Consider the following 24,668-nt stretch of genomic DNA (forward strand, 5'->3'; position numbering starts at 1 on the left):
TCTCCCAGAAACTATCTTCGGTTGAGATGACACTCAAATGCCCGGATGTGAAACGAGTTCACAAAGCCAGGGCGTCGGTCATCGTTACCGCCCACTATCGGTGCGAAGGTTGCCTGCGCTTACACCGCCTTCCTTATTCAAAAAAAGGTGGAACTGTTCGACAGATACGCCCAAGGGTCTGAAGGCGGGCTCGGCAGCACCGACAGGGGGCCCGCACCGCTTGGGTGAGGACCGATGCGGGCCCGGCCAAGGGTTGCCTTTCCTTGGCCAGCAGCGTGCGGGCGCTGCCGCCAAGAACTGAGGATGAGCAATAAGGTTCCGCTGATAAGTGGCGAAGCTTCGAACAGACGTTGACGCGGAAGTCGGAATTATCGGCTTCGAAGGTATGACCGGCTCTGCGCTCGTTATGGGCGACGATCGGCCAGCGCATAATTGCTACATTCAGTTGGATGCCGAGGTTTTTAGCATCGACGTTGTCCCGTTCACCTCGGTACTTTCAGAGAGCCCGACGCTGCGGGCTTTTCTGCTGCGCTACGTCCATTACTTTCACCTCCAGGCCAGCTTCACCGGGCTCATCAATGCACGTTTAAAACTGGAGAATCGCCTGGCGAGATGGCTGGTGATGTGTAGCGATCGGGTTGACGGCGAGCGGCTGGCGATAACTCATGAGTTCCTGTCAGTGATACTCGGAGCTAGAAGGCCGGGCGTCACGGTCGCGCTACAGACACTGGAGGGGCGCGGGCTGATCCGGTCCGACCGCGGTGAGGTCATCATCCGTGACCGGGCTGGTCTCATCAAGATGGCAAATGGATCTTATGGCAAGCCCGAAGCCGAGTACGCACGCCTAGTGGGACACATCCACTGATCGGCCGTCTGAGGGAATAGGGTGACAGGCTACTATGGCTCGGAGCCGATCCATGAAGGCAGGCATTGGCCAAGGCGACCGTGCAGCGCCTGACGAAGTAGCCCGCCGCTGAGGACACAACTACAGCGGCGGGCCTTACAGAGCTTGGACTTGAGGAGGGAATTTCACCAAGCTGCAAACCCAACTGTAATTTCAGAAACAGGTTCCAGTCCTGCGAAAAGATTGATCGCGGGTGGCCCGCCACCGAGTCTCGGAGCCAGTGGCGGGCCTTGCTCGGCTGTTTCAAGGAGATTTCCTTACCAAGCGCATTCCGAACTTCGACTGCGGACACATGTTCCTCCAGGGTCGTGGGACAGACATTTCAGCCGGTCACTCCTTCACGACACCGCCGGGCGCACGTCGGACAGTCTCTCGATAAAAGGAAATCGACGAGATGCGGGAACAGAGTTCAGACGCCGTCGTTTTTTTGACAGATCACGCGTTTGCGCGTGTAGAACTAAACGGAGGAAAAAATGAGTATCAAAATGCTTACGACGGGCGCGATGGCGCTCGCAATAATGACCGGCTCAGCGCTGGCAGGCAGCAGCACCACTTCCGCGCTCGATGATCCTGCAAAGATGTCACCTTTCTTCACGGATGCCGGCATGAAAACCTTGAGGTCGGAAGCGGATTTCAAGACCGCATGGATGTCTATGAAACCGGATGAACAAAAGGCGGTACTGAAAGACTGCGGCGACACCACGCTCAACAAGTCGCACGCTGATTTCTGTGCCATGGCCAAGAAGATGGGCGGCTGAGAATAACCGCTTCAGGCATTGTTCCCGAAACGTATTTGGCCCGTCCCTTAGGCACGGGCCTTTTTCTGCGGGCCCTTGCGAGCCATGTTGCTAACCGCTCCCGTCGGTCTCGCTTTCCTCGTCAATCATCCGGACTGGCAGATAGGCATTCGTTTCCGGCCACTCACGCAAGACGATCTGAATGAGCTCCGACCAGCCGATTTTCATTTCAGCGGCAATGGAGTTCAGTGCGTCCTGTGTTGATGGCTCTAGCGGGAGGCCGGCGACGTTCCGGAGCATCAACGCAGCGCGCCGAAGCATGATCTGAAGATCGGCTCGCGACATGTCGGCGATGCTATCGGCGGCGTTATCAAGCTCTTTGGCGAACGATGATAGGGGCATGGCTCCCCTCCTAAAGACAACAGCGGAATAATACACAGCAATTCAATTGAACAACGGGTATATCGGGGGAACGCCGCAAAATTATCTTGGTTGGATTGGCAGCAGGGATCACGGTCATCTGGGCGGGCATCAATGGACGAAAGGACATGAGGTGCAACGCGTAACCGAACGCAGACAGGTTTCACGGCACTGACAGACTGCGAGGGTTATCCACAGTTCGCCAAGATCGGTAAAACGCTCCGAGATTCGTTAAGGTCTCGTTAACACTTCTGGGAGCATCGTTTGCGTGGGTTCAGTTCGTCTGAACCCCTTATCGCCTACGAGGCCCGCTGCCTAACCCCAAGCCCCCCGCCCAGGCAGCGGGCTTACTCTTTTCAGGCTCGCCGCGCGACTGCGGCGCCGGCACGATCGGTCTCGTGTCGGCGGCAATCGAGGAAGGCCTGGTGTCGCCTCGTATCCCGGGCAACTCTCGATCGAGACTCCGGCTGGGAGGGTCGATATCGAATATGAGAGGCCAGGCGAGTTCGTGGACTCCGTACGGATGTTCAACGTTGCCAGCTATCTGCATGCTGCGGACGTCGCTGTCGATGTGCGCGGTCTCGGCCGACTCGTCGTCGACATCGCCTACGGCGGGAACTATTACGCCGTCGTCGAGCCGCAGGAATCATGGCCAGGCCTGGGCGGCATGTTGGCAAGCCTTAGCCGCAGTCTGCGCGAGGCGCTCATTGGCTTGTCGGCGACCAGGCCGATGAAGACATCGACGCTCATTTCGCGCTTTGCCTTCCAGCGCTCTTCTGGTCAGGGCCTTTTGTGCGGATTTCGTCGCGCGCAATCTCGTCGAAGTACAGCTTCAGCGCTTCCGATATCTTGTCGTCAGGGCGGGCGACCATGCCGCCGACCGCGTCAACAGATGGTGATTTGGCAGGCTCGCCTATCGTGCTCTCGACTGCCGCAGGATCGTATCGAGGGGCTCGGCGACCAGAATCTCTGCGAGCGGCCGATAGACAAATCCCAGAGACTCGGCACGCTTGACGGCTTGGCGGTATCGGACACGCGCCTTTTATACGGTCAGTGGTGTCGAGGGGCGCGGCGCACGAACACGCAGCGCTCCTCGAGGTCCCTGACCTCTCTAGGCACACGGCGATAGTAATGGAATGATCGCCCCTCCGTTGCAGGAAGCGGTCGGGATCATGCTCTTCGCGTCGTCTTCCCACGTCTCGGATGCACCATTTGTATCACAATTAGTAACACAATAGGTAACACAAAATAGGAGATAGCCGCAGGTCTGACCGCCTTCGGCCAAAAACTCCGCAACAAATTCAACGAGTTATGGGGGTAAGCCGATGGTACCGTTGGCTGGGATCGAACCAGCGACCTCCGGATCCACAATCCGGCGCTCTAACCATCTGAGCTACAACGGCACGTTGCCTGAGCGGATCGAAACAGAAACTCATCCGCCGCTCTGTCGTTCGGCGATGCGTCCTTACGGGCTTATGGATTCTAATTCAAGGCTTTTGGAAAGCAAAGGTCACTTCCCCACATCGGCGCGGCATTCGCCCAGCAAGAAGGCGCAGGCAAGGACCAGGCGACGGACAAAGAAAAAGGCCGGCGGGAGGAGGTGCCGGCCTTTTCCTGTTACGAGCCAGCGGGAGGAGGTGCTGGCTGGTCACCCCGGGGAGCAGAGGGAGGAGGTTCCACTCACCGGGTATTCCTTGATGGCTGCCATCATACACCTGATCGTTTTTAAGAAAATGCGACCTTTTGTTGCATCTTCAGATCATGCGCAAATGTTAGGCAACCTTGATTTCCTTCATCGCCTTCTCGAAGGCGGTCTTGATCGGCTTGGAGACGTCCTCGGCGGCCTTGGAGGCAACGGCCTGGAAGTCCTTGGCCTGCTCGACGGTCGATTCGACGCGCTTGCGCAGGAAGGCGGTCTGCAGCTCGACGACTTCCGACAGCGACTTGGCGCCGATCAGGGCTTCGAGGTGGGAAAAACCGGCCTCGGCATTGGCACGCAAAGCGGAGATGGTCTTGAGCGACAGGTCGTTGGAAACGGTCTTGGCGGTCTCGTAGGTCGACTCCAGAGCCTTCTGGGTCTCCTCGGCGCCGGTCTTCAGCTTGGCATAAGCCTCTTTCGACTGCTCAACGCCCTTTTCGGCGAAAGCGCGAATCTGGTCAGTCGCCTTGGAAGCGTCGAAGCTCGGGAATTCAACGTTTTCGATCGTCTCGGCGGTCTTGGTCCTGGACATTTTCCATCCTTTTCAGCGGCAGCGGCTTTGACAGAAAGCCGTCTCGTTCATGTATGATGGCAATATAAAGGCAAATTTTGTGCATTGCAATATCTTTGTTGCAGTGCACCATAAATTTCTTTTGGGCCGTTAACCAAGAGCCCAGATTCCAGCCTTTGCACGTTCTGGCTTGTGGACCTTCGCGCCTCCGGCTTTTATTAACAAAGCGTTAACTGCAAAATCGCCGCTCCGTGAGGTCCGCCAAGCGCATGCCGTCCGAATATTCCTTCCTCGATGTCGCCGTGCTCGACGCGGTCCGCCAGCGCTTTGCCGCAGGCGACGCGATCGCGATCCTGTCGGCGGATCTGGAGCAGGTGATCTGGGCCAATGGGCCAGGAGCCGCGATGTTCGGTTATCCCGACATCGAGGCGATCATAGGCGCCTCGGCGCAGTTGCCCGTGATCGCCAGGCGCCAGATCATGGCGACCAGCGGATTTCCCGAGATTGGCAGCGACCGCGCCATCATGGTGCGGCTGGCGACCGGCATGACCAGCCGCGCCGTCGGCTTCCTGGCCAGTGCGGTGACCATGCCGGACGCCGAGAAGGCGATCATGCTGGCAGTGCCGGCGGCTCAGACAGGGTCACGCAGTGCCGGCGAAATCGCCGCGCGCGCCATTAGCGGCTTCACCGAGGATGGTCATTTCATCGCCTTTGTCGATGCCAGGGGCAACGTCGAGGCGGCCTCGGAAGGATTTTCGGCACTGGGCATCCGGCCGGAGACGCTGGCAGCACTGGTTGCCGACGTCGCAGCCGAGAGCGACCGCATCGTCAAGCGCCTTGTCCCGGGCGGCACGGCCTCCTACCCGGCAGGTCTGGCAAGATTGACCGAGGAGCGGCATCTGCTGGTGGTGATCGACGAGGACCAGCTCGACGACACAGCCCCTGCGGGCGAACACCTCACGCAAACCATTGCCGAGGCGGCACCAGCTGGCGATGCGGCTTCGCAGCCGGAACAGGGTCGCGAGACACCGACCGAGGAACCAGGCGCCGCACTGCCGACCGAGGACGTCGCCGCATCGCAGCCGCATGCGATCACCGACGCGATCGGGCAGGCGCCGACGGCTGCCAATAGCGATCAGGCGGCAGCAGAGCCCACACCGGCGCAACACGACCATTGGTACTTCAACGCCGGCGAGGACGGAGGGGAACAGGCGCCGCGACCAGCTGCGTCCGGACCTGAAGCGCCTCAAGAACCGGCGGCCCTGGAAGTCCAGTCCACCTCCGCGGCCACGCCGACGACCGTCTCGGCGATAGACCGCGCAGCGGCGCCGGTGCGCTTCGTCTGGCGCACCGATGCCGAAGGCAAGTTCAGCGCGCTGTCGCCGGAATTCGCCGACATCGTCGGCAAGCCGGCGGCCGACGTGATTGGCCGACGCTTCAGGGATGTCGCCGCCACATTCGGCCTCGACCCCTCGGGCGAGATATCGGGGCTCCTCGAACGGCGCGATACCTGGTCCGGACGCTCGGTGCTGTGGCCGGTCGTCGGCACCGATCTGAAGATACCCGTCGACCTGGCGGCGCTGCCTGTCTATGGCCGCAGCCGCGCCTTCGAGGGTTTCCGCGGCTTCGGCGTCGCCCGCGCCAGCGACGCGGTCGTCGATCCGGAGGCCATCGGCATGGCGCTGGTGCCCAATGGCCGGGCGCCGGCAACGCCGGAACCGCAAGTCATCCAACCCGCGCTCGAACAGCCGAAGGCTGAGGAGCCCAGGGCCGAGGACGCTCAGGCATCGGATCCGTTCAAGGGCGAGGTGCCGGCGCTGACCATCGTGCCGAAACAGGAGCGGCGCTTTGCCGACAAGGTGATCCGGCTCGCCGAACATCGGCAGCCAGCCAACGACAAGGGCCTCTCGACCCTGGAACGCAGCGCCTTCCGCGAAATCGGCGAGCGGCTGAAGAAGGAGAGTGCTCCGGTCGAGCCACCAGAGACTGAGACTGCTGAGGCGTCGGCAGCGGAGACCGAGGCTCCGGTCAAGGCGTCCGACGACCCGATGCGCACCGGCGGCACCCCTGCGTCAGGGCCAGAGAACGAACCGGTCGAGCCATCCGAGACCGATGTCGATGCCGAAGACGAGCAGGATCTGGCACGGCTTGACGGTCACCCGGACGAAGCGGCTCGTGAAGCCCCCCCTGGGATGAATGTGACGGGCTCGTTGCTGGACTATGCCGGCCAAGATGACGAACGTGGCCCCGGGGCGGCGGAACCAGAGAACACCGCTGCGGTTTCGCCCGGCGAAGAGCCTGAAGCCACTGACGCGACACATGACGTCCTCGATGACGACAGCATGACGTCAGCAGATTTTCGCGATGCCGAAGACAGCGAGGATTGGGCGCAGCCCGACGAGGAAGCCGCATCGCCTGACGAGCAGGCGGTTGCCGAGCAAGCCGTCAATGCAGGCGACGCTGCGGAAATACGCGTCGAGCGCCCTCGCCTGCAGGTTCCGCCGCTCAAGGCCGAAGGGTTCGTGCCTTCGGCGTTTTCCGCGGGAGATGAACACAAGGCCCCGGACACGTCGCTGCTCGGTAAGCTGCCCGTGCCGCTGCTCATCCATTCCGGAGACCAGTTGCACTATGCGAACGAGGAATTCCTCAGCCTGACCGGCTACGAGGCGCTCGACGATCTGGCGGATGCCGGCGGCCTCGGCGCGTTGTTTGCCGACCCCTATGCCGACGACGGCGTTTCCGACGGCACCGATCGCGCGCTGCGGCTGAAGACGCGTGATGGACAGGAATTCCCGATCGAGGCCATTTTGCGCTCTGTCCCCTGGCGCGACGGCAAGGCGCTGATGCTGGTCGTGCGACGCTCCGGCGAGGATGATGCGCCGGCGAGCCTGCATGTGGTTGGCGACGAGCAGACGCAGCCGGATATTTCCGAGCTCAAGGCGCGCATCGCCGAGATGCGCACCATTATCGACACCGCCACCGACGGCGTCGTGCTGATCGGCCGTGACGGCACCATCCGATCGATCAGCCGGCCGGCCGAAGCACTGTTCGGCTTCGACAGCGACGATGTGACCGGCAAGCCGTTCGCCTCGCTGTTTGCCATCGAAAGCCAGCGCGCGGCACGCGACTATCTCAACGGACTGTCCGAGCCCGGCGTGGCGAGTGTCATGAACGACGGCCGCGAGGTGATCGGGCGCGAATCGCAAGGCCGCTTCATTCCGCTGTTCATGACCATCGGCCGGCTGCCCAACGACAGCGGCTTCTGCGCCGTCGTTCGCGATATCACGCAGTGGAAGCGGGCCGAAGAGGACTTGACGCAGGCACGTGCGGTGGCCGAGCGCGCGTCCTCGCAGAAGACCGATTTCCTCGCCCGCATCAGCCACGAGATCCGCACCCCGCTCAACGCCATCATCGGCTTTTCCGAACTGATGGTCGACGAGAAGTTCGGACCTGTCGCCAACGACCGCTACCGCGACTATCTGCGCGACATCAACCGCTCGGGCAATCATGTGCTCGACCTGGTCAACGACCTGCTCGATATCTCCAAGATCGAGGCCGGCCAGCAGGAGATGGCCTATGAGGCGGTGTCGCTCAACGACACGCTGGCCGAGACGGTGGCGATGATGCAGCCGCAGGCCAATCGCGAACGGGTCATCATCCGCTCCAGCTTCGCTTCGCGGCTGCCGGAAGTGGTGGCGGACCTGCGCAGCGTGCGCCAGATCGCGCTCAACATCCTGTCGAATGCCATCCGCTACACCCAGGCCGGCGGCCAGGTGATCGTCTCGACCGCCTATGAGACGTCGGGCGACGTCGTCATGCGGGTGCGCGACACCGGCATCGGCATGAGCCATGCCGAGATCGAGCAGGCGCTGAAGCCGTTCAAGCAGATCAACGCGCTGAAGCGCGGACGCGGCGACGGCACCGGGCTTGGACTGCCTTTGACCAAAGCGATGGTGGAAGCCAACCGTGCCCGGTTCACCATCAATTCGACACCGGGCGAAGGCACCTTGGTCGAGGTGGCTTTTCCATCGACCCGTGTCCTTGCGGAATAGATCAGCCCTCCACGCTTCGATCCCGATAAAAAGAAAAAGGCGCCCAAAGGCGCCTTAAGAGATGGGATTGCTGTCACAACGGGGGCTTGAGCGAATTCGGATCCTCGGGGCTGAGGAACGGGATTCCTCCCTCAAGTTACCTGCGACTATCGACGCCGGACCTTAACAACTCCTTACCGGGGCGCCGGAAAATTTACGAATGTGTACCACTCATGAAATCTAGGTAAATTCTAGCGAGATATTTCGTTAACCATGCCGGAACGTCTTTTTTCATGCATGTCGTTGTCTCAAAACCGGGCCACTTTTGAGCGACATGCATTAGCAGCTACTCGGCCAATTGCGGCAGGTTCTTGAACAGCTCAAGCGCCTCTGGATTGGCGAGCGCCTCCTTGTTCTTGATGGCGCGGCCATGCACCACGTCGCGCACCGCAAGCTCGGTGATCTTGCCCGATTTGGTGCGAGGGATGTCGGTGACGGCGACGATCCTTGCCGGCACGTGACGCGGGCTCGCGCCGCTACGGATTTTTGCCCGTATGCGTTTTTCCAGATCCTCGTCGAGCTGCACGCCGGCGGCCAGGCGCACGAACAGGATGACGCGCACGTCGTTGTCGAAGTCCTGTCCGATGCACAATGCTTCCAGGATCTCAGGCATCTGCTCGACCTGATTGTAGATCTCCGCCGTGCCGATCCTCACCCCGCCCGGGTTGAGCGTGGCGTCGGAGCGGCCATGGATGATGAGGCCGCCATGCTCGGTCCATTCGGCGAAATCGCCATGACACCAGACATTGTCGAAGCGCTCGAAATAGGCCGCCCGGTACTTCTTGCCATCGGGGTCGTTCCAGAAGCCGATCGGCATCGCCGGAAAGGCTTTTGCGCAGACCAGCTCGCCCTTCTCCTGTCGGACCGGCCTGCCGTCGTCGTCCCAGACATCGACGGCCAGGCCGAGGCCGGGTCCCTGGATCTCGCCGGTCCAGACCGGCTGCGTCGGCACGCCGAGCACGAAGCAGGAGACGATGTCGGTGCCGCCGGAGACCGAGGCCAGATGTACGTCCTTCTTGATGCCGTCATAAACGAAGCGGAAATCTTCCGGCGACAGCGGCGAGCCGGTGGAGGAGATTGCCCGCACAGTGGACAGATCATGCGTGCGGATCGGCTTGAGGCCGGCCTTGCGCACGGAATCGATGAACTTGGCCGAGGTGCCGAGGAAAGTCATCTTCTCGGCATCGGCGAAATCGAACAGCACATTGCCGTCGGGATAGAAGGGCGAGCCGTCATAGAGCAGCAGCGTGGCGCCCGAAGCGAGACCCGACACCAGCCAGTTCCACATCATCCAGCCGCAGGTGGTGAAGTAGAAAAAGCGGTCGCCGTCGGTGAGACCGGCATGCAGCCGGTGTTCCTTGACATGCTGGATCAGCGTGCCGCCGGCCGAATGGACGATGCATTTGGGAATGCCGGTCGTTCCCGACGAAAACAGGATGTAAAGCGGATGCGAAAACGGCAGCGGCTCGAAGGCGACGGGCTTGTCGGCGAAGGGCGACAGCGCCTCTTCCAGCGCTACCGCCTTGTCGATGATCCCGGCGACATCGCTCGATGTGCCGAGATAGTCGACGACCAGGATCTTGCGGACAGTGCCGAGCTTGGCCGCGACCGCGGCGATCTTGTCGGCGACTTCGATCGCCTTGCCATTGTACCAATAGCCATCCGGCGCGATGAAGACGACGGGCTCGATCTGGCCGAACCTGTCGAGCACGCCCTGCTCGCCGAAATCGGGAGAGCAGGACGACCAGACGGCGCCGATCGAGGCGGCGGCCAGCATGGCGGCGACGGTCTCCGGCATGTTGGGCATCATGGCGGCAATGCGGTCGCCCCTCTTCACCTTGAGCGACAGGAAAAGCTGCTGCAGCCGCGAGGTCAGCGCGTGCAACTCGTTCCAGGACAGCCGGCGCTCGACCTTGTCTTCGCCGCGAAACACGATTGCGTCGCCTGAGCCGGTCTTCTTCAGCAGATTCCCGGCGAAATTCAGTGTCGCATTGGGAAAGAAAGAAGCGCCGGGCATCTTGTCGCCGTCGACGAGCAGCTTATCGCCCTTGTCGCCGACGATGCCGCAGAAATCCCAGACCAGGCTCCAGAACCCTTCACGGTCCTCGACCGACCAGGCGTGAAGCTGCGAATACGAGGAAAACGCTACGCCGGCTTTCACTCCGGCGGTTTTGGTGAAGGCGGTCAAGGGTGCTGCGTCAATCTGGTCTTGCGTCGGTGTCCAGAGCGGTTGTTCGGCAGCCATGATCGTTCCTCCACGGTCGCCATCGCTTATGCATATCGCAGCGCAGCAGAGCAAGATTTTGTTCGGCTGATGCGACCAGATGTGCGCAAATGCCATCGCCGGGCCATAAAGACTTGAAATGCCTCAGCCCTAAGTCGTAGTGACAACTTGAAGTCGTAGTGACGGCCGGAAGTCCTGGTGACGACCGGGGCCGTGGTGACGACCGGGGTCGTGGTTACACCTGGGGTTACACCCGTCGGGCGATTGTCGGAATGGAAGCATACGGGGCCATATGCCATCATCTATGATCCGGCGCGGAATATGGGCGATCGGCGCTGCCGTGATCGTCGTCGCGCTGGTCGTTGCCGCCCTGCCGCTGATTGCCTCCACCCGTATCGTGCGCGACCGCATCGCCTGGGAAATGAGTGCGTGGAGCGGCTTCCGTGTCGCCATCGACGGTTCGCCGCGTATCGAGGTCTGGCCGACATTCCGCGCAATCCTGACCGATGTGACGCTGTCACAATGGACCGACACCGAGGCGCCGCCGGTGGTCGAGGCAGAACGGGTCGAGGTCGACCTTTCCGCCATGGCGGCCTTGCGCGGCGACGTGGTGTTTTCGACGGCGCGGCTGGTGCGGCCGACGATCCGGGTCCAGCGCACGCCTGCCGGCCTTTTCCTGCCCGCTGTGCCGACCGGCGGGCGCATCACGCGCTCCATCGACACGGCGCGCGGCCTGGTCAACGCCGACCCCGCCAAACCGGACCTCGACAAGCTGCCTACCGACACCTTCGGCACGGTCGAGTTTCGCGACGGCCGCATGGTAGCCTCCATCGGCGGCAAGGACGTCGAGATCCTGAGCAGCTTGAACGGTCAGGCAAATTGGGCGGCGATGAACAGCAATGCGACGTTGTCGGCAACCGGCATCTGGCGGGGCGAAAGCGTCGCGCTGGATGTCGCCTCGGCCAAACCGCTTGTGCTGTTTGCCGGCGGCACGGCGCCGCTGACGCTGTCCTTCAAGGCGGCGCCCGCCACCTTCTCGTTCGACGGCACGGCCAGCATGTCTGAAAATACCTATTTCGACGGTCAAGCGAAGTTCTCGGCACCCTCGCTGCGGCGTGTCCTGGAATGGTCGCAGGCCGGCATCGCTCCGGGTGCGGCGATCGGCTCGGTCAGCATTTCGAGCAAGATCACCGCGACCGGCGGGCGCGTCAAGTTCGACAACACGGCGATTGCACTCGACAACAATCCGGGGATGGGTGCGCTGGACCTCTCGCTTGGTGAAGCACAACCTGTGATCTCCGGCACACTCGCCTTCGACACGCTCGACCTCAGATCGTTTCTGTCGGCCTTCACCCCGCTGGTGCCGACCGGAGGAGCGGGGCCTGGCGAAATCGACACAAGTTTCGCCGACAAGATCAATCTCGATCTCAGGCTGTCGGCGGCGCACGCCACGGCGGGGCCGATCCAGCTCGCCGACGTCGCCGCCACGGCACAGGTCAAGGATGGTCTGTCCGTCTTCGACATCTCCGATGCCTCGGCCTTCGGCGGCAACATCCAGACCAGCCTTCGCTTCGATCGCAAGCCGGAAGGCTCGCAGGTCGAAATCCGCCTTCTGGCGTCCGACATCGACGGCGGTGCTTTCGGCACGGCGGCGGGGATGACGCGGCTGGTGCCGGTCGGCACGGGCACCGTCTCGGTGATCCTCAAGGGGCCGGGCAGAACCTGGGATTCCATCTTCGACAATGCCGACGGCTCGGTCTCGGCGACCTTCGGGCCGGGTGCGTTGAGCAAGCTCAACCTGCCGGCCTTCCTCAAACATACCGAACAGGGCGGCTTCTTCGCGCTCGACGATGTCTCCGACGGAACATTGCCGATCGACGGTGCCGAGATCAAGGCCACCATTTCGAAGGGCGTGGCGCGAATCGACAAGGCCGAGGCCAATTCAGCGAAGTACAAGATCTGGCTGTCCGGCATCGCGTCCTACGCCGGGCGCGGACTGGCCTTGTCCGGCGGCGTCATTCAGCCTGACCAGGCGGTAACGCAGGCCAACGGCCAGCAAGGCCCCAACCAGTCGTCGTTCTTCGTCGGCGGAACCTGGAGCACGCCGTTCATTTCCCCGATCAGCCGCGGCGTTTCCGGGGAATAAGCGGTCGCCTTTTCGTCTTCAGCCGCGTTGCGCGGCCTGCTCGTCGAGCTGGCGCTGCACCTCACGCCGCTTGTTGGCAAGCGAGGCGATGATGACGCCGATCGCCACGACGGCGATCAGGATGGTGCAGGCGGCGTTGATTTCCGGCGTCACGCCGAGGCGAACCTGGCTGTAGATCTTCATCGGCAGCGTCGTCGCGCCCGGCCCGGAGGTGAAGCTGGCGATGACCAGATCGTCGAGCGAAAGGGTGAAAGCCAGCATCCAGCCGGAGACGATCGCCGGCATGATGACCGGCAATGTGATCTGGAAGAAGGTCTTCACCGGCGTTGCGCCAAGATCCATCGCGGCTTCTTCCAGCGAGCGGTCGAAAGTCATGAGCCGCGACTGCACGACCACGGCGACGAAGCACATGGTCAGCGTGATGTGGGCGAGCGTCACGGTGAGGAAGCCGCGGTCGAGCCCGACGGCGACGAAGAGCAGCAGCAGCGACAGGCCGGTGATGACTTCCGGCATGACCAGCGGCGCAAAGACCATGCCGGAAAACAGCACCCTGCCCTTGAAGCGCGTGTAGCGGGTCAAGGTGAGTGCCGCCAGGGTGCCCAGCACCGTCGCAACCGTGGCCGAGATCAGGCCAACACGCGCCGTCACCCAGGTCGCGTCCATGAGACCCTGGTTGTGGAATAGCGAGACGTACCATTTGGTCGAGAAACCGCCCCAGACCGTGACCAGTTTCGATTCGTTGAACGAGAAGACGATGAGCAGCACGATCGGCAGGTAGAGAAAGGCAAAGCCAAGCACGATCGAGGTGATGTTGAAGCGGCTCCAGGTGGCGTTCATGAGGTCACCTGTCCATTTCCTGAGCGCGCGCCTGAGCCCGCTGGAAGAGCATGATCGGCACGATCAGCAGCAACAGCAGGATGACGGCCACGGCCGACGATACCGGCCAGTCGCGATTGGCGAAGAACTCGTTCCACAACGTCTTGCCGATCATCAGCGTCTGCGATCCGCCGAGCAGATCGGGAATGACGAATTCGCCGACGGCCGGAATGAACACCAGCAGACAACCGGCGATGACGCCGGGCAGCGACAGCGGAAAGGTGATTTTCCAGAACGCACTGGTCGGCGGGCAACCGAGGTCCTTGGCCGCCTCGATCAGCGAATAGTCCATCTTCTCGAGCGCGGAATAGAGCGGCAGCACCATGAACGGCAGGTAGGAATAGACGATGCCGATGAAGATCGCCGTATAGGTGTTGAGGATGATCAGCGGCTGGTGGATGATGCCGGTGGCGAGCAGCAGCTGATTGAGCAGCCCTTCGGGCTTGAGAATGCCGATCCAGGCGTAGACGCGGATCAGGAACGAGGTCCAGAACGGCAGGATGACCAGCATCAGCAAGGTCGGGCGGATCGTCGCCGGCGCGCGCGCCATGCCGTAGGCGATGGGGTAGCCGACGAGCAATGTCAGGACCGTCGAGACCGCGGCGATGATGACGCTGGTCACATAGGCGTTGAAGTAGAGCGCGTCCTGCGTCAGCCAGGTGTAGTTGTCGAGGCTGAGCTGTTTCAGCTGAGCCAGGAACCCGGAAATGCCGCCGCTGAAATCGAGCGCCGGCGTATAGGGCGGGATGGCGATCGCCGTCTGCGACAGCGAAATCTTGAAGACGATGACGAACGGAATGAGGAAGAAGAACAGCAGCCAGACATACGGGATGATGATGACCAGTCGGCCAACGAAGGCAGCACCCAGCCTGGCAAGGATGGATTTGCCGGCATTGGATGCCGGCGAGGCTGATGAGGTGGTGACGGCGGCGCTCGACATGGTCGCCCCCTACCGCGTCAGCACGACGCCGGCGTCGGGCCGGAAGGAAACCCAGGCGCGGTCGTTCCAGCTCAACGGATCCTCGGTGATGCGGGCCGCGTTCATGGTGCTGGCGCGCACCACCTGGCCGTCGTCCAGCCTGACATGATAGACGGTCATGTCGCCGAGATAGGCGATATCGTAGACCTCGCCCTCGATGGCGTTGACGGCCTCGGCCGGCTTCTTCGACGACACCTTGATCTTTTCGGGCCTGATGGCGAAGGTGACGGCCGTCCCGGCCCCGGCGGTGCCGGCATTGTCGGTGCGGATGGTGATGCCGTTGCCGGCGTCTATGCTGGCGCTGCCCGCCTCGCCACGCGCGATCTTGCCCTCGAACATATTCACGTTGCCGACGAAGCCAGCGACGAAACGCGATCCCGGCGCCTCGTAAACTTCGGCCGGCGTTGCCACCTGCATCACCTCGCCCTTGTCGATGATGGCGATGCGATCGGCCATGGTCATCGCCTCTTCCTGGTCGTGGGTGACGACGACGAAGGTCAGGCCGAGATTCTGCTGCAGGTCCATCAGTTCGAACTGCGTCTCTTCGCGCAGCTTCTTGTCCAACGCGCCGAGCGGCTCGTCGAGCAGCAGCACCTTCGGCCGCTTGGCGACCGAGCGGGCGAGCGCGACGCGCTGGCGCTGGCCGCCGGACAGTTGATGCGGCTTGCGCTTGGCGAACTGCTCAAGCTTGACCAGCTTCAGCATCTCGGCAACGCGCGATGCGATTTCGGGCTTCGGCATGCCGTCCTGCTTGAGGCCGAAGGCGATGTTGTTCTCGACCGTCATATGCGGGAACAGCGCATAGGACTGGAACATCATGTTGACAGGCCGCCGGTAGGGCGGGATGCCGCGCAGATCCTGGCCATCGAGCAGAATGCGGCCGGCTGTCGGCTCCTCGAAGCCGGCGAGCATTCTGAGCAGCGTCGACTTTCCGCAACCGGAAGCACCGAGCAGCGCGAAGAACTCGCGCTCGAAGATGGTCAGAGACAGATTGTTGACGGCGGTGAAGTCACCGAACTTCTTGGTGACGTTGTCGAACTGGATGTACGGCTTGGCGTTCGGGTCGTTCCACGGTGCAAAATCCCTGCGGATGCTGCCAAGCGATTTCATGTCCCACTCCGTCCTGATTTTCTTGCTTCTTGCCCCAGGTAAAAACGGTCCCGGCAGGTGACTGCCGGGACCGTGTCGGATTGCTTACTGGCCGGTGACGATCTTGGTCCAGGTGCGCGTGATGACGCGCTGTGTCTTGGGATCGTATGGCGAGACGGTGTAGAGCTTCTTTATGGTCTCGGCATCAGGATAAACCGAGGGATCCTCCAACAGTGCCTTGTCGACGAATTGCTGCGAAGCCTTGTTGCCGTTTGCGTAGAGCACGTAGTTCGACGACTTGGCGATAACTTCCGGCTTCATCATGTAGTTGATGAACTCGAGCGCCTCCGCGACATGCGGCGCGTCGGCAGGGATCGCCATCTGGTCGAACCACATCTGCGCACCCTCCTTCGGCACGGAATAGCCGATCTCGACGCCCTGCTTGGCCTCGACCGCGCGATTGCGGGCCTGGAACACGTCACCCGACCAGCCGACGGCCAGGCAGATATCGCCGTTGGCGAGCGCGTTGATGTATTCGGAGGAATGGAACTTCCTGATATAAGGTCGGACCTTGAGCAAGGTCTCCTCGGCCTTGGCGATATCGTCGGGCGATGTGCTGTTCGGGTCGAGGCCGAGATATTTCAGTGCAGCCGGAATGATGTCGGCCGGCGAGTCCAGCACGTAGACGCCGCAGTCCTTCAGTTTGGCCAGGCTGTCGGGGTTGAAGAAGACATCCCAGCTGTCGATCTTGTCGGTGCCGAGTGCCGCCTGCACCTTCTTGATGTTGTAGCCGATGCCAACCGTGCCCCACATGTAGTTGACCGAGTATTCATTGCCGGGGTCGTACTTGGCCGTGCGTTCCGAAACCGTATCCCACATGTTGGAAATGTTGGGCAGCTTCGACTTGTCGAGCTTCTGGAACACGCCGGCCTGGATCTGGCGCGCAAGGAAATTGCCGCTGGGCACGACGACGTCATAGCCGCTGCCGCCGGCAAGCAGCTTGGTCTCAAGGATTTCGTTGGAATCGAAGGTATCATAGACGACCTTGATGCCGGTTTCCTTGGTGAAATCGTCGATGATCGAACTGTCGATGTAGTCCGACCAGTTGAAGACGTTGACGACACGATCTTCGGCGTGACCGCCGACGGTGAAAAATGTCAGGAATGCCGACGTTGCCGAAAGCCAGAGCGCTTTGCGGATCATGCTATTCTCCTTTGATGAGTGTTCCTTCACCGGCTCGTCGCGACATCAGCGCGACCGGCATTTTCTTCAGACTATTGAGCTTTCCAAGGGGCGACAAGCGCGAACTGCCGAGACCATGCAGGCGGTTCGATGAGATGGTTGGATGCCCCTGAGGCGGCCTGGGAGGCGTGCCAATACCGTCAGAGGCTTTCGCCATGGCGCGGGCAGAGATACGACGATATGGTCCGGTCCCGATCGGACCGGCTGGGAGACTTGGCAAGATACGCCTGTCTTGTTGTTGCCGTATTCCCAGCCTGCCCGTGCCGCAGCGACGTTGTCAATGGCAAAGCTGCAGGCCGCTTCAATTAGGTGACGGCACCCCGGTGACCCCTGCGCGTTCGGGCCTTGCCTGGCGCTTGAATTCGAGCCCGATATGGACGAGCAGCGCCGTGACCACAACCGCGCCGCCGATGATGGTGCGCCCCGACGGCACCTCGGAATGAATGAGCCAGACCCATATCGGGCCGAGGATCGGCTCGAACGTGCCGAGCAGCGCCGCGATGGCCGCCGGGATCAGTCGCGCGCCGGTGGCGAAGAAGGCCAGGCCGAGGCCGAGATTGACCACGCCGAAGGCAAACAGAAAGCCCATGTCACTGACAGATACGGTGAGGGTCGATGCCTGCGAGACGGCAAAGCCGGCCGCGAGCATGGTGCCGAGGCACGTCGCCGGCGTCATGCGCACGCCGGAGAACCGCCGGGTGATGACGGTGGCGACTGAAAACATGACCGCGATCAACAGCGCCAGCCCATCGCCTATGGGCGAGACGGCGCCATCGAGCGATTCCGACACCATGATGGCGACGCCGGTGATGACGGCGGCGATTGCCACCCAGGTCGCGACACCAACCCTTTCGCGAAACAATGCCCAGGCAAACAGCGCCGCCAGCAACGGCACGCCTGCCTGCATCAAAAGGATGTTAGCGACGGTGGTGTAGGCGAGCGCCACGACGAAGGCGGTCGATGCCGTGGCAAAGCAGATCCCGACGGCAAGGCCGGGCAACCCCATGTCACGGAACAGCTTCAGCATGCCACGCCAGCCGTCACGCCAAACCATGAAGCAGACCAGGAAGGCGGCTGCCCACACGGATCGCCAGAAAATGACCGTCCAGCTGTCACCGACAGTGATGAAGCGGGCGATGGCACCGCCGAAACTCCACATCAGCGCCGACAGGAAGACCAAAAGCATGCCGACGCGCTCCTCGCGCGGCGAGACGGCTGGCGATGCGACGATCGGCGATGCGGTATCGATCATGGCTGCCACTGTCGGGCTCTTGTGGACGGGACGATGCGCAAGGGACGACAAAAAGATGCTCTGTTGGCGTAACGCAAAGGCGCAGGCCGGAACTGAGCCAGCGGCCGGCGACAATTGTGGCACCTTGCTCCATTTCAGAAGAACACGGCGTCACTGAAAATCGAAAGCACTCAGGCCCGTCACCATCTCGTCGAGGCCGAGCGGGCGCGTCACCGGCGGTTCTGCCCGTGCCAGGCAGCCGACGCGTTCGCAAAGCCGGCAAGCAGGCCCGACCGGCGTTGCCGCGACGGTGCCGGCCTTTGCGGTGATTGCCGCACCGGGCAATGCCGCGCCATAGACGATGTCGTCACGAAAGCCGATGTCGCAACCGAGCAGCAGCGCGGTGCGGCGCGGGCGTTCCGAGAATGCGCCTTGCGGCCCTTCCAGCGTGCGGGCGATGCACAGGAACTCGGCGCCGTCGGGCATTTCCACTGCCTCGACGAAGACCTGGCCGGGCTGGGTGAAGGCGACATGCACGGGCAGCTTGGGACAGCCGCCGCCAAAGCGGCTTTGAGGAAAGCCCTGGCTGCCGGCCTTGCGGAAGCGGTTGCCGGCATTGTCGACCTCCAGCATGAAAAACGGCACGCCCGAGGCACCCTGCCGCTGCAGCATGGTCAGCCGGTTGGCCGCCTGTTCGAAGGAGACCCCGAAGCGCGAACGCAGGACATCGATGTCATAGCGGGCGCGCACGGCAGCCGCGTGAAAGGCCTGATAGGGCATCATCAGCGCGTGCGCCGCATAACGGCCAAGTTCGAAGCGGGCCAGGCGGCGCGCCTCGTCGGTGCTCAGCTTGAGCGCCTGGATCTCGCCGGCGACCGCGACCGTCATGCGGATCAGGCAGGCCTCCATCGCGACTTCGCGCAACTGGTCGAACGGCGACAGGCGTTCGGACAGGAACAGGCGCTGCGAATGACGATCATAACGGCGGCGCCAGTTCGGCATGGTCGCGACCGGCAGCACCTTGACCACGATGCCATATTCGCGCTTCAGCCAGGCCTTCAGCGCGCCGAACAGATCGTCGCCGGGATCGAGCACCGAGGTGAACGCCGCGGCCTCCTCCTCGAGGGCAGCGAAATGGTTCGGCCGGCGCTCGAAAATCTCGTGCACCTCGTCGATCGGCAGGCGGGCGCCGGAAAGCGCCGTCGCCCGACCCTCGCGTGCCAGCAATTCGTTGAGGTCGGACAGGCGCTCGGCCTGCTCGCGATAGGCGCGGAACAGCTTTATCACGGCCGCGGACGCATTGGGCGCCGCCTCGGCAAGCTCGATCAGTTCCTGATCACCCGGCAACTCGCCGACCAGCAGGGGATCGGTGAACACTTCCTTCAAGGCAGCGACAGATCCCCTCGCCTCGCCCTGCAGCTCGTGTGGATCGACCTTGTAGACGGAGGCCAGCCTGAGGATCAGCTGCACCGTCAGCGGCCGCTGGTTGCGCTCGATCAGATTGAGGTAGGACGGCGAAATGCCGAGACCCTCGGCCATCGCCGTCTGGGTCAGGCCCTTGGCGTTACGAATGCGGCGGATGCGCGGCCCGGCGAAGATCTTCTGGTCAGCCACGGACTGTCCTTTACAGCAATTTACACGATTTCCTGGGCACGGGCCTTTTACAATAATGACAAATTTACAACGCACTTCTGTCAAACGCAACACAGGTTTTCTCTTATATCCTCTCAGTTTACCTGTTTTTTGTGGCTGATTTCACGCGAAAATGTAAATCCAGTCATACCCAACTACCCCCAAATGATTGACGCCTTGACACAGATCAGCAATTCCTCGGAGTGACCAATGACTGATTTTTACAACCTCGTCCCATCGGCGCCGGAAGGTCGCTTCGACGGTATCGAACGACCCTACTCGGCGGCGGATGTGAAGCGTCTGCGCGGTTCGGTGCAGATCCGCCAGAGCCTTGCCGAAATGGGCGCCAATCGGCTGTGGAAGCTCATCCACGAGGAGGACTTCGTCAACGCGCTCGGCGCCATGTCCGGCAATCAGGCGATGCAGCAGGTGCGCGCCGGGCTGAAGGCGATCTACCTGTCGGGCTGGCAGGTTGCCGCCGACGCCAACACGGCTGGCGCGATGTATCCGGATCAGTCGCTCTACCCGGCCAATGCGGCGCCTGAACTGGTCAAGCGCATCAACCGGACGCTGCAGCGCGCCGACCAGATCGAGACCTCCGAAGGCAATGGGCTTTCGGTCGAAACCTGGTTCGCGCCGATCGTTGCCGACGCCGCAGCCGGCTTCGCCGGGCCGCTCAACGCCTTCGAAATCATGAAAGCCTTCATCGAGGCGGGCGCCGCCGGCGTCCACTATGAGGACCAGTTGGCGTCGGAAAAGAAATGCGGCCATCTCGGCGGCAAGGTGCTGATCCCGACTGCGGCGCACATCCGCAACCTCAACGCCGCGCGCCTGGCGGCGGACGTGATGGGCACGCCGACCCTGGTCGTCGCGCGCACCGATGCGGAAGCCGCCAAGCTGCTCACCTCCGACATCGACGAGCGCGACCAGCCTTTCGTCGACTACGACGCCGGGCGCACGATTGAGGGTTTCTATCATGTCAGGAACGGCATCGAGCCCTGCATTGCCCGCGCCATCGCCTATGCGCCTTACGCGGATCTGATCTGGTGCGAGACCTCGAAGCCGGACCTGGCACAGGCCAGGAAATTCGCCGACGGCGTGCGCAAGCACCATCCCGACAAGCTGCTCGCCTACAATTGCTCGCCGTCGTTCAACTGGAAGAAGAACCTCGACGACGCGACGATCGCCAAGTTCCAGAAGGAGCTCGGCGCCATGGGCTACAAGTTCCAGTTCATCACGCTCGCCGGCTTTCACCAGCTCAACTACGGCATGTTCGAATTGGCGCGCGGCTACAAGGCGCGGCAGATGGCGGCCTATTCCGAGTTGCAGGAAGCGGAGTTCGCGGCCGAGGCCGATGGCTACACCGCGACCAAGCATCAGCGCGAGGTCGGCACCGGCTATTTCGACGCCGTGTCGATGGCGATCACCGGCGGCCAGTCGTCGACCACCGCCATGCATGAATCGACGGAGCACGCGCAGTTCAAACCGGCCGCCGAATAGCGAACAGAAAAACTCAGAGGAAACGCCCGACAGGGCTTGGGACACAAGGAGAAAACCAATGGCATCGATAAGCCGCGTCAAGGAACGCGCCGAGGAACAGTCGACGACGATGAGCGTCGACCAGCAGGCGACGATCCGCATGCTGGCCAACGACCTGCACCGCCTCAACCAGTCGGTGATGAAGGCGGTCGAGGCGGGCGTCTCGGTGGAACTCGTGCGCTCGGCACGACATCACGGCGGCGACGGCAACTGGGGCGATCTGCTGATTCCGGTGATCGTCACGCAGCAGAGCCACGGCTGACTGAAATCCATGCAACCGACCCTTCACCTGCGCAGCCCCTGCGCAGGTGAATTTTCTTTTTATGAAATGCACGTGTGGACAGTCGAGTACAGTAGCGTTGCTTGAAATTCACTGTCCCGGCGATGATTTCGGGCACTTTTATTTCAACTTGACATAGGCTGCGATCTCACGCCAATTGCGCTCCGGATTCAACTCTGCATTGAAATAGGGGCGAGCTTCTTGGCTGACTTGTGTGCCCGGTGAATCGCGAAGGCGAGACTCCAAGACATCCGAATCTGGTGACCCGCGGCTCAACCACCGAGGCGATCCGTGATCCGTCGCAGGTGCTTGTCGTCGGCAGGTCGCCAATCAATCGCGTGGTGATTTCAAAGATCGTCGAGCGATCCGGGCTCAAGCCGATTTCGGAATCTCCCGACACGGCGGCAAGGATCTTGCGGTCGCTCATTCCCGGCGCGGTTGTCCTTGACGGCGGCGCCGACAACAAGGACTGCGACAATCTGATGTCCAGCATCGACGCGTTGCGCCGCGCCTCGGGCAAATCGCTGCCACCGGTAATCCTGCTGTCAACCAAGAATGGCACCACGGAAAGCCTGGGCCTGTCTGGTGTCATCGACGTGGTGATCGCCAAGCCGATCACGCCCGAACGGTTGCAACCGGTGATCGATCGCCTGATCGGCCGCTGAGGCAATTGCGGGAAAGTGTGTAGCGGTTTTTCCGTCCGGAATCGAAACCAGGTAAGGCCGGGCGACCACGGATCGCCCGGCGATCAGGGATCGATGATGCTTTCGATCAGTCCGGGCAGTTGTCCGAGATCGGATATCTGGCGGAACCTCGATTCGGTTACCGGCGCTTCGACATGCTCCAGCACCCAGGTCAGTTCATGCGGCACATGAACACCCCACCCGCCGGCCTCGATGGCCGGCACCACATCCGACTTCAGCGAGTTGCCGACCATCATGCTTTTCGCCGGACCATCGCCGTGGCGCTTGAAGAGCCTGCTATAGGTGGCAGCATTCTTGTCGCTGACGATCTCGACCGCGTCAAACAGATCGCCAAGGCCTGAGCCAGCCAGCTTGCGCTCCTGGTCGAAGAGGTCGCCCTTGGTGATCAGCACGAGGCGGAATGCGCCGGCAAGCTTTTCGACCGTCTCGCGGGCGTGCGGCAAGGCCTCGATCGGATGGCTCAGCATCTCGCGGCCGGCATCGAGAATCTCCGCTATGACCGAGCCCGGCACGCGGCCTTGCGTGACCTCGATCGCCGTCTCGATCATCGACAGGGTAAATCCCTTGATGCCGAAGCCATAGACAGCGAGGTTGCGCCTTTCGGCCTCCAGCAATCGTGCCGAGATGTGCTCCGCTTCGCCATGGTCGACGAGCATGGCGGCAAAGCGCTTTTCCGTCAGCCGGAAGAACTGCTCGTTCTGCCACAACGTGTCGTCGGCGTCGAAGCCGATCGTCGTCAGTTTGTCATTGCGCCGCATTGAACGCCTCGATTGGAATTGGGACGGCCGAAACTAAGCCGATTGGCGTGTTTTTCAACCGCACCGGGCAATGCCCGACGCGGCTCCCCTTCCCTTCCATAGGAGGGCACGGCTATACTCCACAATCCGCAACCCAATCTGGTGAATGATGCCGCCTGCAAAAAAGGAAGTCCGTCCGTCGAGCCGCGGAGGACGCGCCCGCACGCCTGCCTTCGTGAAAAACCAACGAGGCGTCAAGAACTGGAAGGAAGTCAGCGCCTGGCTGGAATGGCGCGGCATCGAGGACATCGAGTGCATCACGCCCGATCAGGCAGGCGTCGCGCGTGGCAAGATGATGCCATCGAAGAAATTCACCTCCAACACCTCGCTGGCGCTGCCGTCGGCAGTCTTCATGACGACGATATCCGGCGGCTACCCCGAGGATGGCAACGGCTTCCACTACCCCGAAGACGACGGCGACCTCAAACTCATGCCCGACCTGTCGACGCTGACGGTGGTGCCCTGGGAAGAAGACCCGACGGCAGCGGTCATCTGCGACCTCGTCCACCAGGACGGACGCTCGGTCGAGTTCACGCCGCGCAACGTGTTGAAGCGTGTGGTGGCCGCCTATGACAAGCTCGGCCTGAAGCCTGTGGTGGCGCCCGAGATCGAGTTCTACCTGGTGCGCAAGAATCCCGACCCGGACTATCCGCTGACCCCGCCGGTTGGCCGGTCGGGACGCGCGATCGGCGGCGGCGCCGGCTATTCGATCGCCGGCGTCAACGAATTCGACGAACTGATCGACGACATCTACCATTTCTCCGAAAGCCAGGGCCTGGAGATCGATACGCTGATCCACGAGGAAGGTGCCGGCCAGTTGGAGATCAATCTGCGCCATGGCGACCCGATCGAACTGGCCGACCAGGTGTTCATGTTCAAGCGCACCATTCGCGAGGCGGCGCTGAAGCACGAGATCTACGCCACCTTCATGGCCAAGCCGATCCAGGGGCAACCCGGCTCCGCGATGCACATCCATCAGTCGATCATCGACAAGAAGACCGGACAGAACATCTTTTCGGCCGCTGACGGCTCGGAAACCGACGATTTTTTCCACTTTATCGGCGGCATGCAGAAGCATGTGCCGAACGCGCTGGTGATGTTCGCGCCCTATGTCAATTCCTACCGCCGGCTGACACAGGCGGCGTCGGCGCCGGTCAACAACAAATGGGGCTATGACAACCGCACCACGGCGTTTCGCGTGCCACGCTCGGATCCGGCGGCACGGCGCGTCGAAAACCGCATCCCGTCCTCCGATGCCAATCCCTATCTGGCGCTGGCGGCATCGCTTGCCTGCGGGCTGATCGGCATCACCAACAAGATCAAGGCCGAGCCCCCGGTCCTGACAACGGCCAATGCCGACGAGATCGACCTGCCGCGCGGCCTGCTCGAAGCCGTCGACCTGTTCGAGGGCGACGAGGAACTCTGCGCGCATCTGGGCAAGTCGTTCGCCGCGACCTATGCGGCGATCAAGCGCGCGGAATTCGAGACCTTCATGGAAGTGATCAGTCCGTGGGAGCGGGAGTATTTGTTGCTGAATGTGTAGGGGAGTAGGGGAGTAGGGGAGTAG

At 62.0% G+C, this 24,668-nt stretch carries 18 protein-coding genes, 1 tRNA gene and 1 pseudogene; 9 read left to right on the top strand and 11 right to left on the bottom strand.

Annotated features, from left to right (window positions below; translation table 11 throughout):
- The first annotated feature begins 328 nt into the window (after window positions 1-328).
- Window positions 329-865, top strand: a complete 537-nt coding sequence (locus LB519_RS25015; RefSeq protein WP_411909262.1) for a Crp/Fnr family transcriptional regulator — start codon at window positions 329-331, stop codon at window positions 863-865.
- Between the two features lie 512 nt (window positions 866-1,377).
- Window positions 1,378-1,662, top strand: coding sequence for a hypothetical protein (locus tag LB519_RS25020; RefSeq protein ID WP_224620969.1), 285 nt, complete (start codon window positions 1,378-1,380; stop codon window positions 1,660-1,662).
- Window positions 1,663-1,752: 90 nt separating this feature from the next.
- Here the strand turns inward: LB519_RS25020 and LB519_RS25025 are convergent, their stop codons facing one another.
- Window positions 1,753-2,043: a hypothetical protein gene (locus LB519_RS25025; RefSeq protein WP_224621456.1), complete on the bottom strand. Its 291-nt coding sequence runs from the start codon at window positions 2,041-2,043 to the stop codon at window positions 1,753-1,755.
- A gap of 374 nt (window positions 2,044-2,417) precedes the next feature.
- Here LB519_RS25025 and LB519_RS25030 point away from each other — a divergent pair.
- Window positions 2,418-2,767: pseudogene (locus tag LB519_RS25030) on the top strand (proline racemase family protein); the annotation flags it as partial.
- A gap of 620 nt (window positions 2,768-3,387) precedes the next feature.
- On the opposite strand, the gene LB519_RS25035 reads toward LB519_RS25030, so the two are convergent.
- Together LB519_RS25035 and LB519_RS25040 are read right to left on the bottom strand one after the other, a co-directional pair.
- Window positions 3,388-3,464: transfer RNA gene (locus LB519_RS25035), tRNA-His, on the bottom strand.
- A gap of 369 nt (window positions 3,465-3,833) precedes the next feature.
- Window positions 3,834-4,292, bottom strand: coding sequence for a phasin (locus LB519_RS25040; protein ID WP_013530255.1), 459 nt, complete (start codon window positions 4,290-4,292; stop codon window positions 3,834-3,836).
- A gap of 248 nt (window positions 4,293-4,540) precedes the next feature.
- Between LB519_RS25040 and LB519_RS25045 the strand changes: the two genes are divergently transcribed.
- On the top strand, window positions 4,541-8,323 hold the full coding sequence (locus LB519_RS25045) for a PAS domain S-box protein (protein WP_224621457.1): 3,783 nt from the start codon (window positions 4,541-4,543) through the stop codon (window positions 8,321-8,323).
- Between the two features lie 325 nt (window positions 8,324-8,648).
- Here the strand turns inward: LB519_RS25045 and LB519_RS25050 are convergent, their stop codons facing one another.
- Window positions 8,649-10,607 (bottom strand): acetoacetate--CoA ligase, encoded by a 1,959-nt coding sequence (locus LB519_RS25050; RefSeq protein WP_224621458.1) that lies wholly within the window; start codon window positions 10,605-10,607, stop codon window positions 8,649-8,651.
- Window positions 10,608-10,878: 271 nt separating this feature from the next.
- Between LB519_RS25050 and LB519_RS25055 the strand changes: the two genes are divergently transcribed.
- The gene (locus tag LB519_RS25055; protein WP_224621459.1) at window positions 10,879-12,732 is read left to right on the top strand and encodes an AsmA-like C-terminal region-containing protein; all 1,854 of its coding nucleotides are present in this window, start codon (window positions 10,879-10,881) and stop codon (window positions 12,730-12,732) included.
- An 18-nt stretch (window positions 12,733-12,750) separates the two neighbouring features.
- Here LB519_RS25055 and LB519_RS25060 read toward each other — a convergent pair whose 3' ends face one another.
- The 6 genes from LB519_RS25060 to LB519_RS25085 form a co-directional block, all read right to left on the bottom strand.
- Complete coding sequence (locus LB519_RS25060; protein WP_013530251.1) at window positions 12,751-13,569, bottom strand: ABC transporter permease; 819 nt, start codon at window positions 13,567-13,569, stop codon at window positions 12,751-12,753.
- Between the two features lie 4 nt (window positions 13,570-13,573).
- Window positions 13,574-14,548: an ABC transporter permease subunit gene (locus LB519_RS25065; RefSeq protein WP_224621460.1), complete on the bottom strand. Its 975-nt coding sequence runs from the start codon at window positions 14,546-14,548 to the stop codon at window positions 13,574-13,576.
- 9 nt (window positions 14,549-14,557) lie between these two features.
- Entirely contained in the window at window positions 14,558-15,697 is a 1,140-nt protein-coding gene (locus LB519_RS25070) for an ABC transporter ATP-binding protein (RefSeq protein ID WP_013530249.1), read from the bottom strand.
- An 84-nt stretch (window positions 15,698-15,781) separates the two neighbouring features.
- A complete protein-coding gene (locus LB519_RS25075) occupies window positions 15,782-16,879 on the bottom strand; it encodes a polyamine ABC transporter substrate-binding protein (RefSeq protein WP_013530248.1) in 1,098 nt (365 codons plus the stop codon).
- 340 nt (window positions 16,880-17,219) lie between these two features.
- A complete protein-coding gene (locus tag LB519_RS25080; RefSeq protein ID WP_063170073.1) occupies window positions 17,220-18,170 on the bottom strand; it encodes a DMT family transporter in 951 nt (316 codons plus the stop codon).
- A 150-nt stretch (window positions 18,171-18,320) separates the two neighbouring features.
- Complete coding sequence (locus tag LB519_RS25085; RefSeq protein WP_013530246.1) at window positions 18,321-19,763, bottom strand: short-chain fatty acyl-CoA regulator family protein; 1,443 nt, start codon at window positions 19,761-19,763, stop codon at window positions 18,321-18,323.
- A 228-nt stretch (window positions 19,764-19,991) separates the two neighbouring features.
- On the opposite strand from LB519_RS25085, the gene aceA reads away from it, so the two are divergent.
- The 3 genes from aceA (at window position 19,992) to LB519_RS25100 (ending at window position 22,265) form a co-directional block, all read left to right on the top strand.
- Window positions 19,992-21,281 (top strand): isocitrate lyase, encoded by a 1,290-nt coding sequence (gene aceA / locus LB519_RS25090; protein ID WP_224621461.1) that lies wholly within the window; start codon window positions 19,992-19,994, stop codon window positions 21,279-21,281.
- 58 nt (window positions 21,282-21,339) lie between these two features.
- Window positions 21,340-21,582, top strand: coding sequence for a hypothetical protein (locus LB519_RS25095; RefSeq protein ID WP_006202762.1), 243 nt, complete (start codon window positions 21,340-21,342; stop codon window positions 21,580-21,582).
- Between the two features lie 278 nt (window positions 21,583-21,860).
- On the top strand, window positions 21,861-22,265 hold the full coding sequence (locus LB519_RS25100; RefSeq protein ID WP_224621462.1) for a response regulator: 405 nt from the start codon (window positions 21,861-21,863) through the stop codon (window positions 22,263-22,265).
- 83 nt (window positions 22,266-22,348) lie between these two features.
- On the opposite strand, the gene LB519_RS25105 is transcribed toward LB519_RS25100, so the two are convergent.
- Window positions 22,349-23,062 carry an HAD family hydrolase gene (locus LB519_RS25105; RefSeq protein WP_013530243.1) on the bottom strand — a complete coding sequence of 238 codons (714 nt, stop codon included), beginning with the start codon at window positions 23,060-23,062 and terminating at the stop codon, window positions 22,349-22,351.
- Window positions 23,063-23,207: 145 nt separating this feature from the next.
- On the opposite strand from LB519_RS25105, the gene LB519_RS25110 reads away from it, so the two are divergent.
- Window positions 23,208-24,644 (top strand): glutamine synthetase family protein, encoded by a 1,437-nt coding sequence (locus tag LB519_RS25110; protein ID WP_027035719.1) that lies wholly within the window; start codon window positions 23,208-23,210, stop codon window positions 24,642-24,644.
- Window positions 24,645-24,668 lie beyond the last annotated feature (24 nt).

The sequence above is a fragment of the Mesorhizobium sp. AD1-1 genome, from assembly GCF_020164655.1.
In the GTDB taxonomy this organism is placed as follows: domain Bacteria; phylum Pseudomonadota; class Alphaproteobacteria; order Rhizobiales; family Rhizobiaceae; genus Mesorhizobium; species Mesorhizobium ciceri.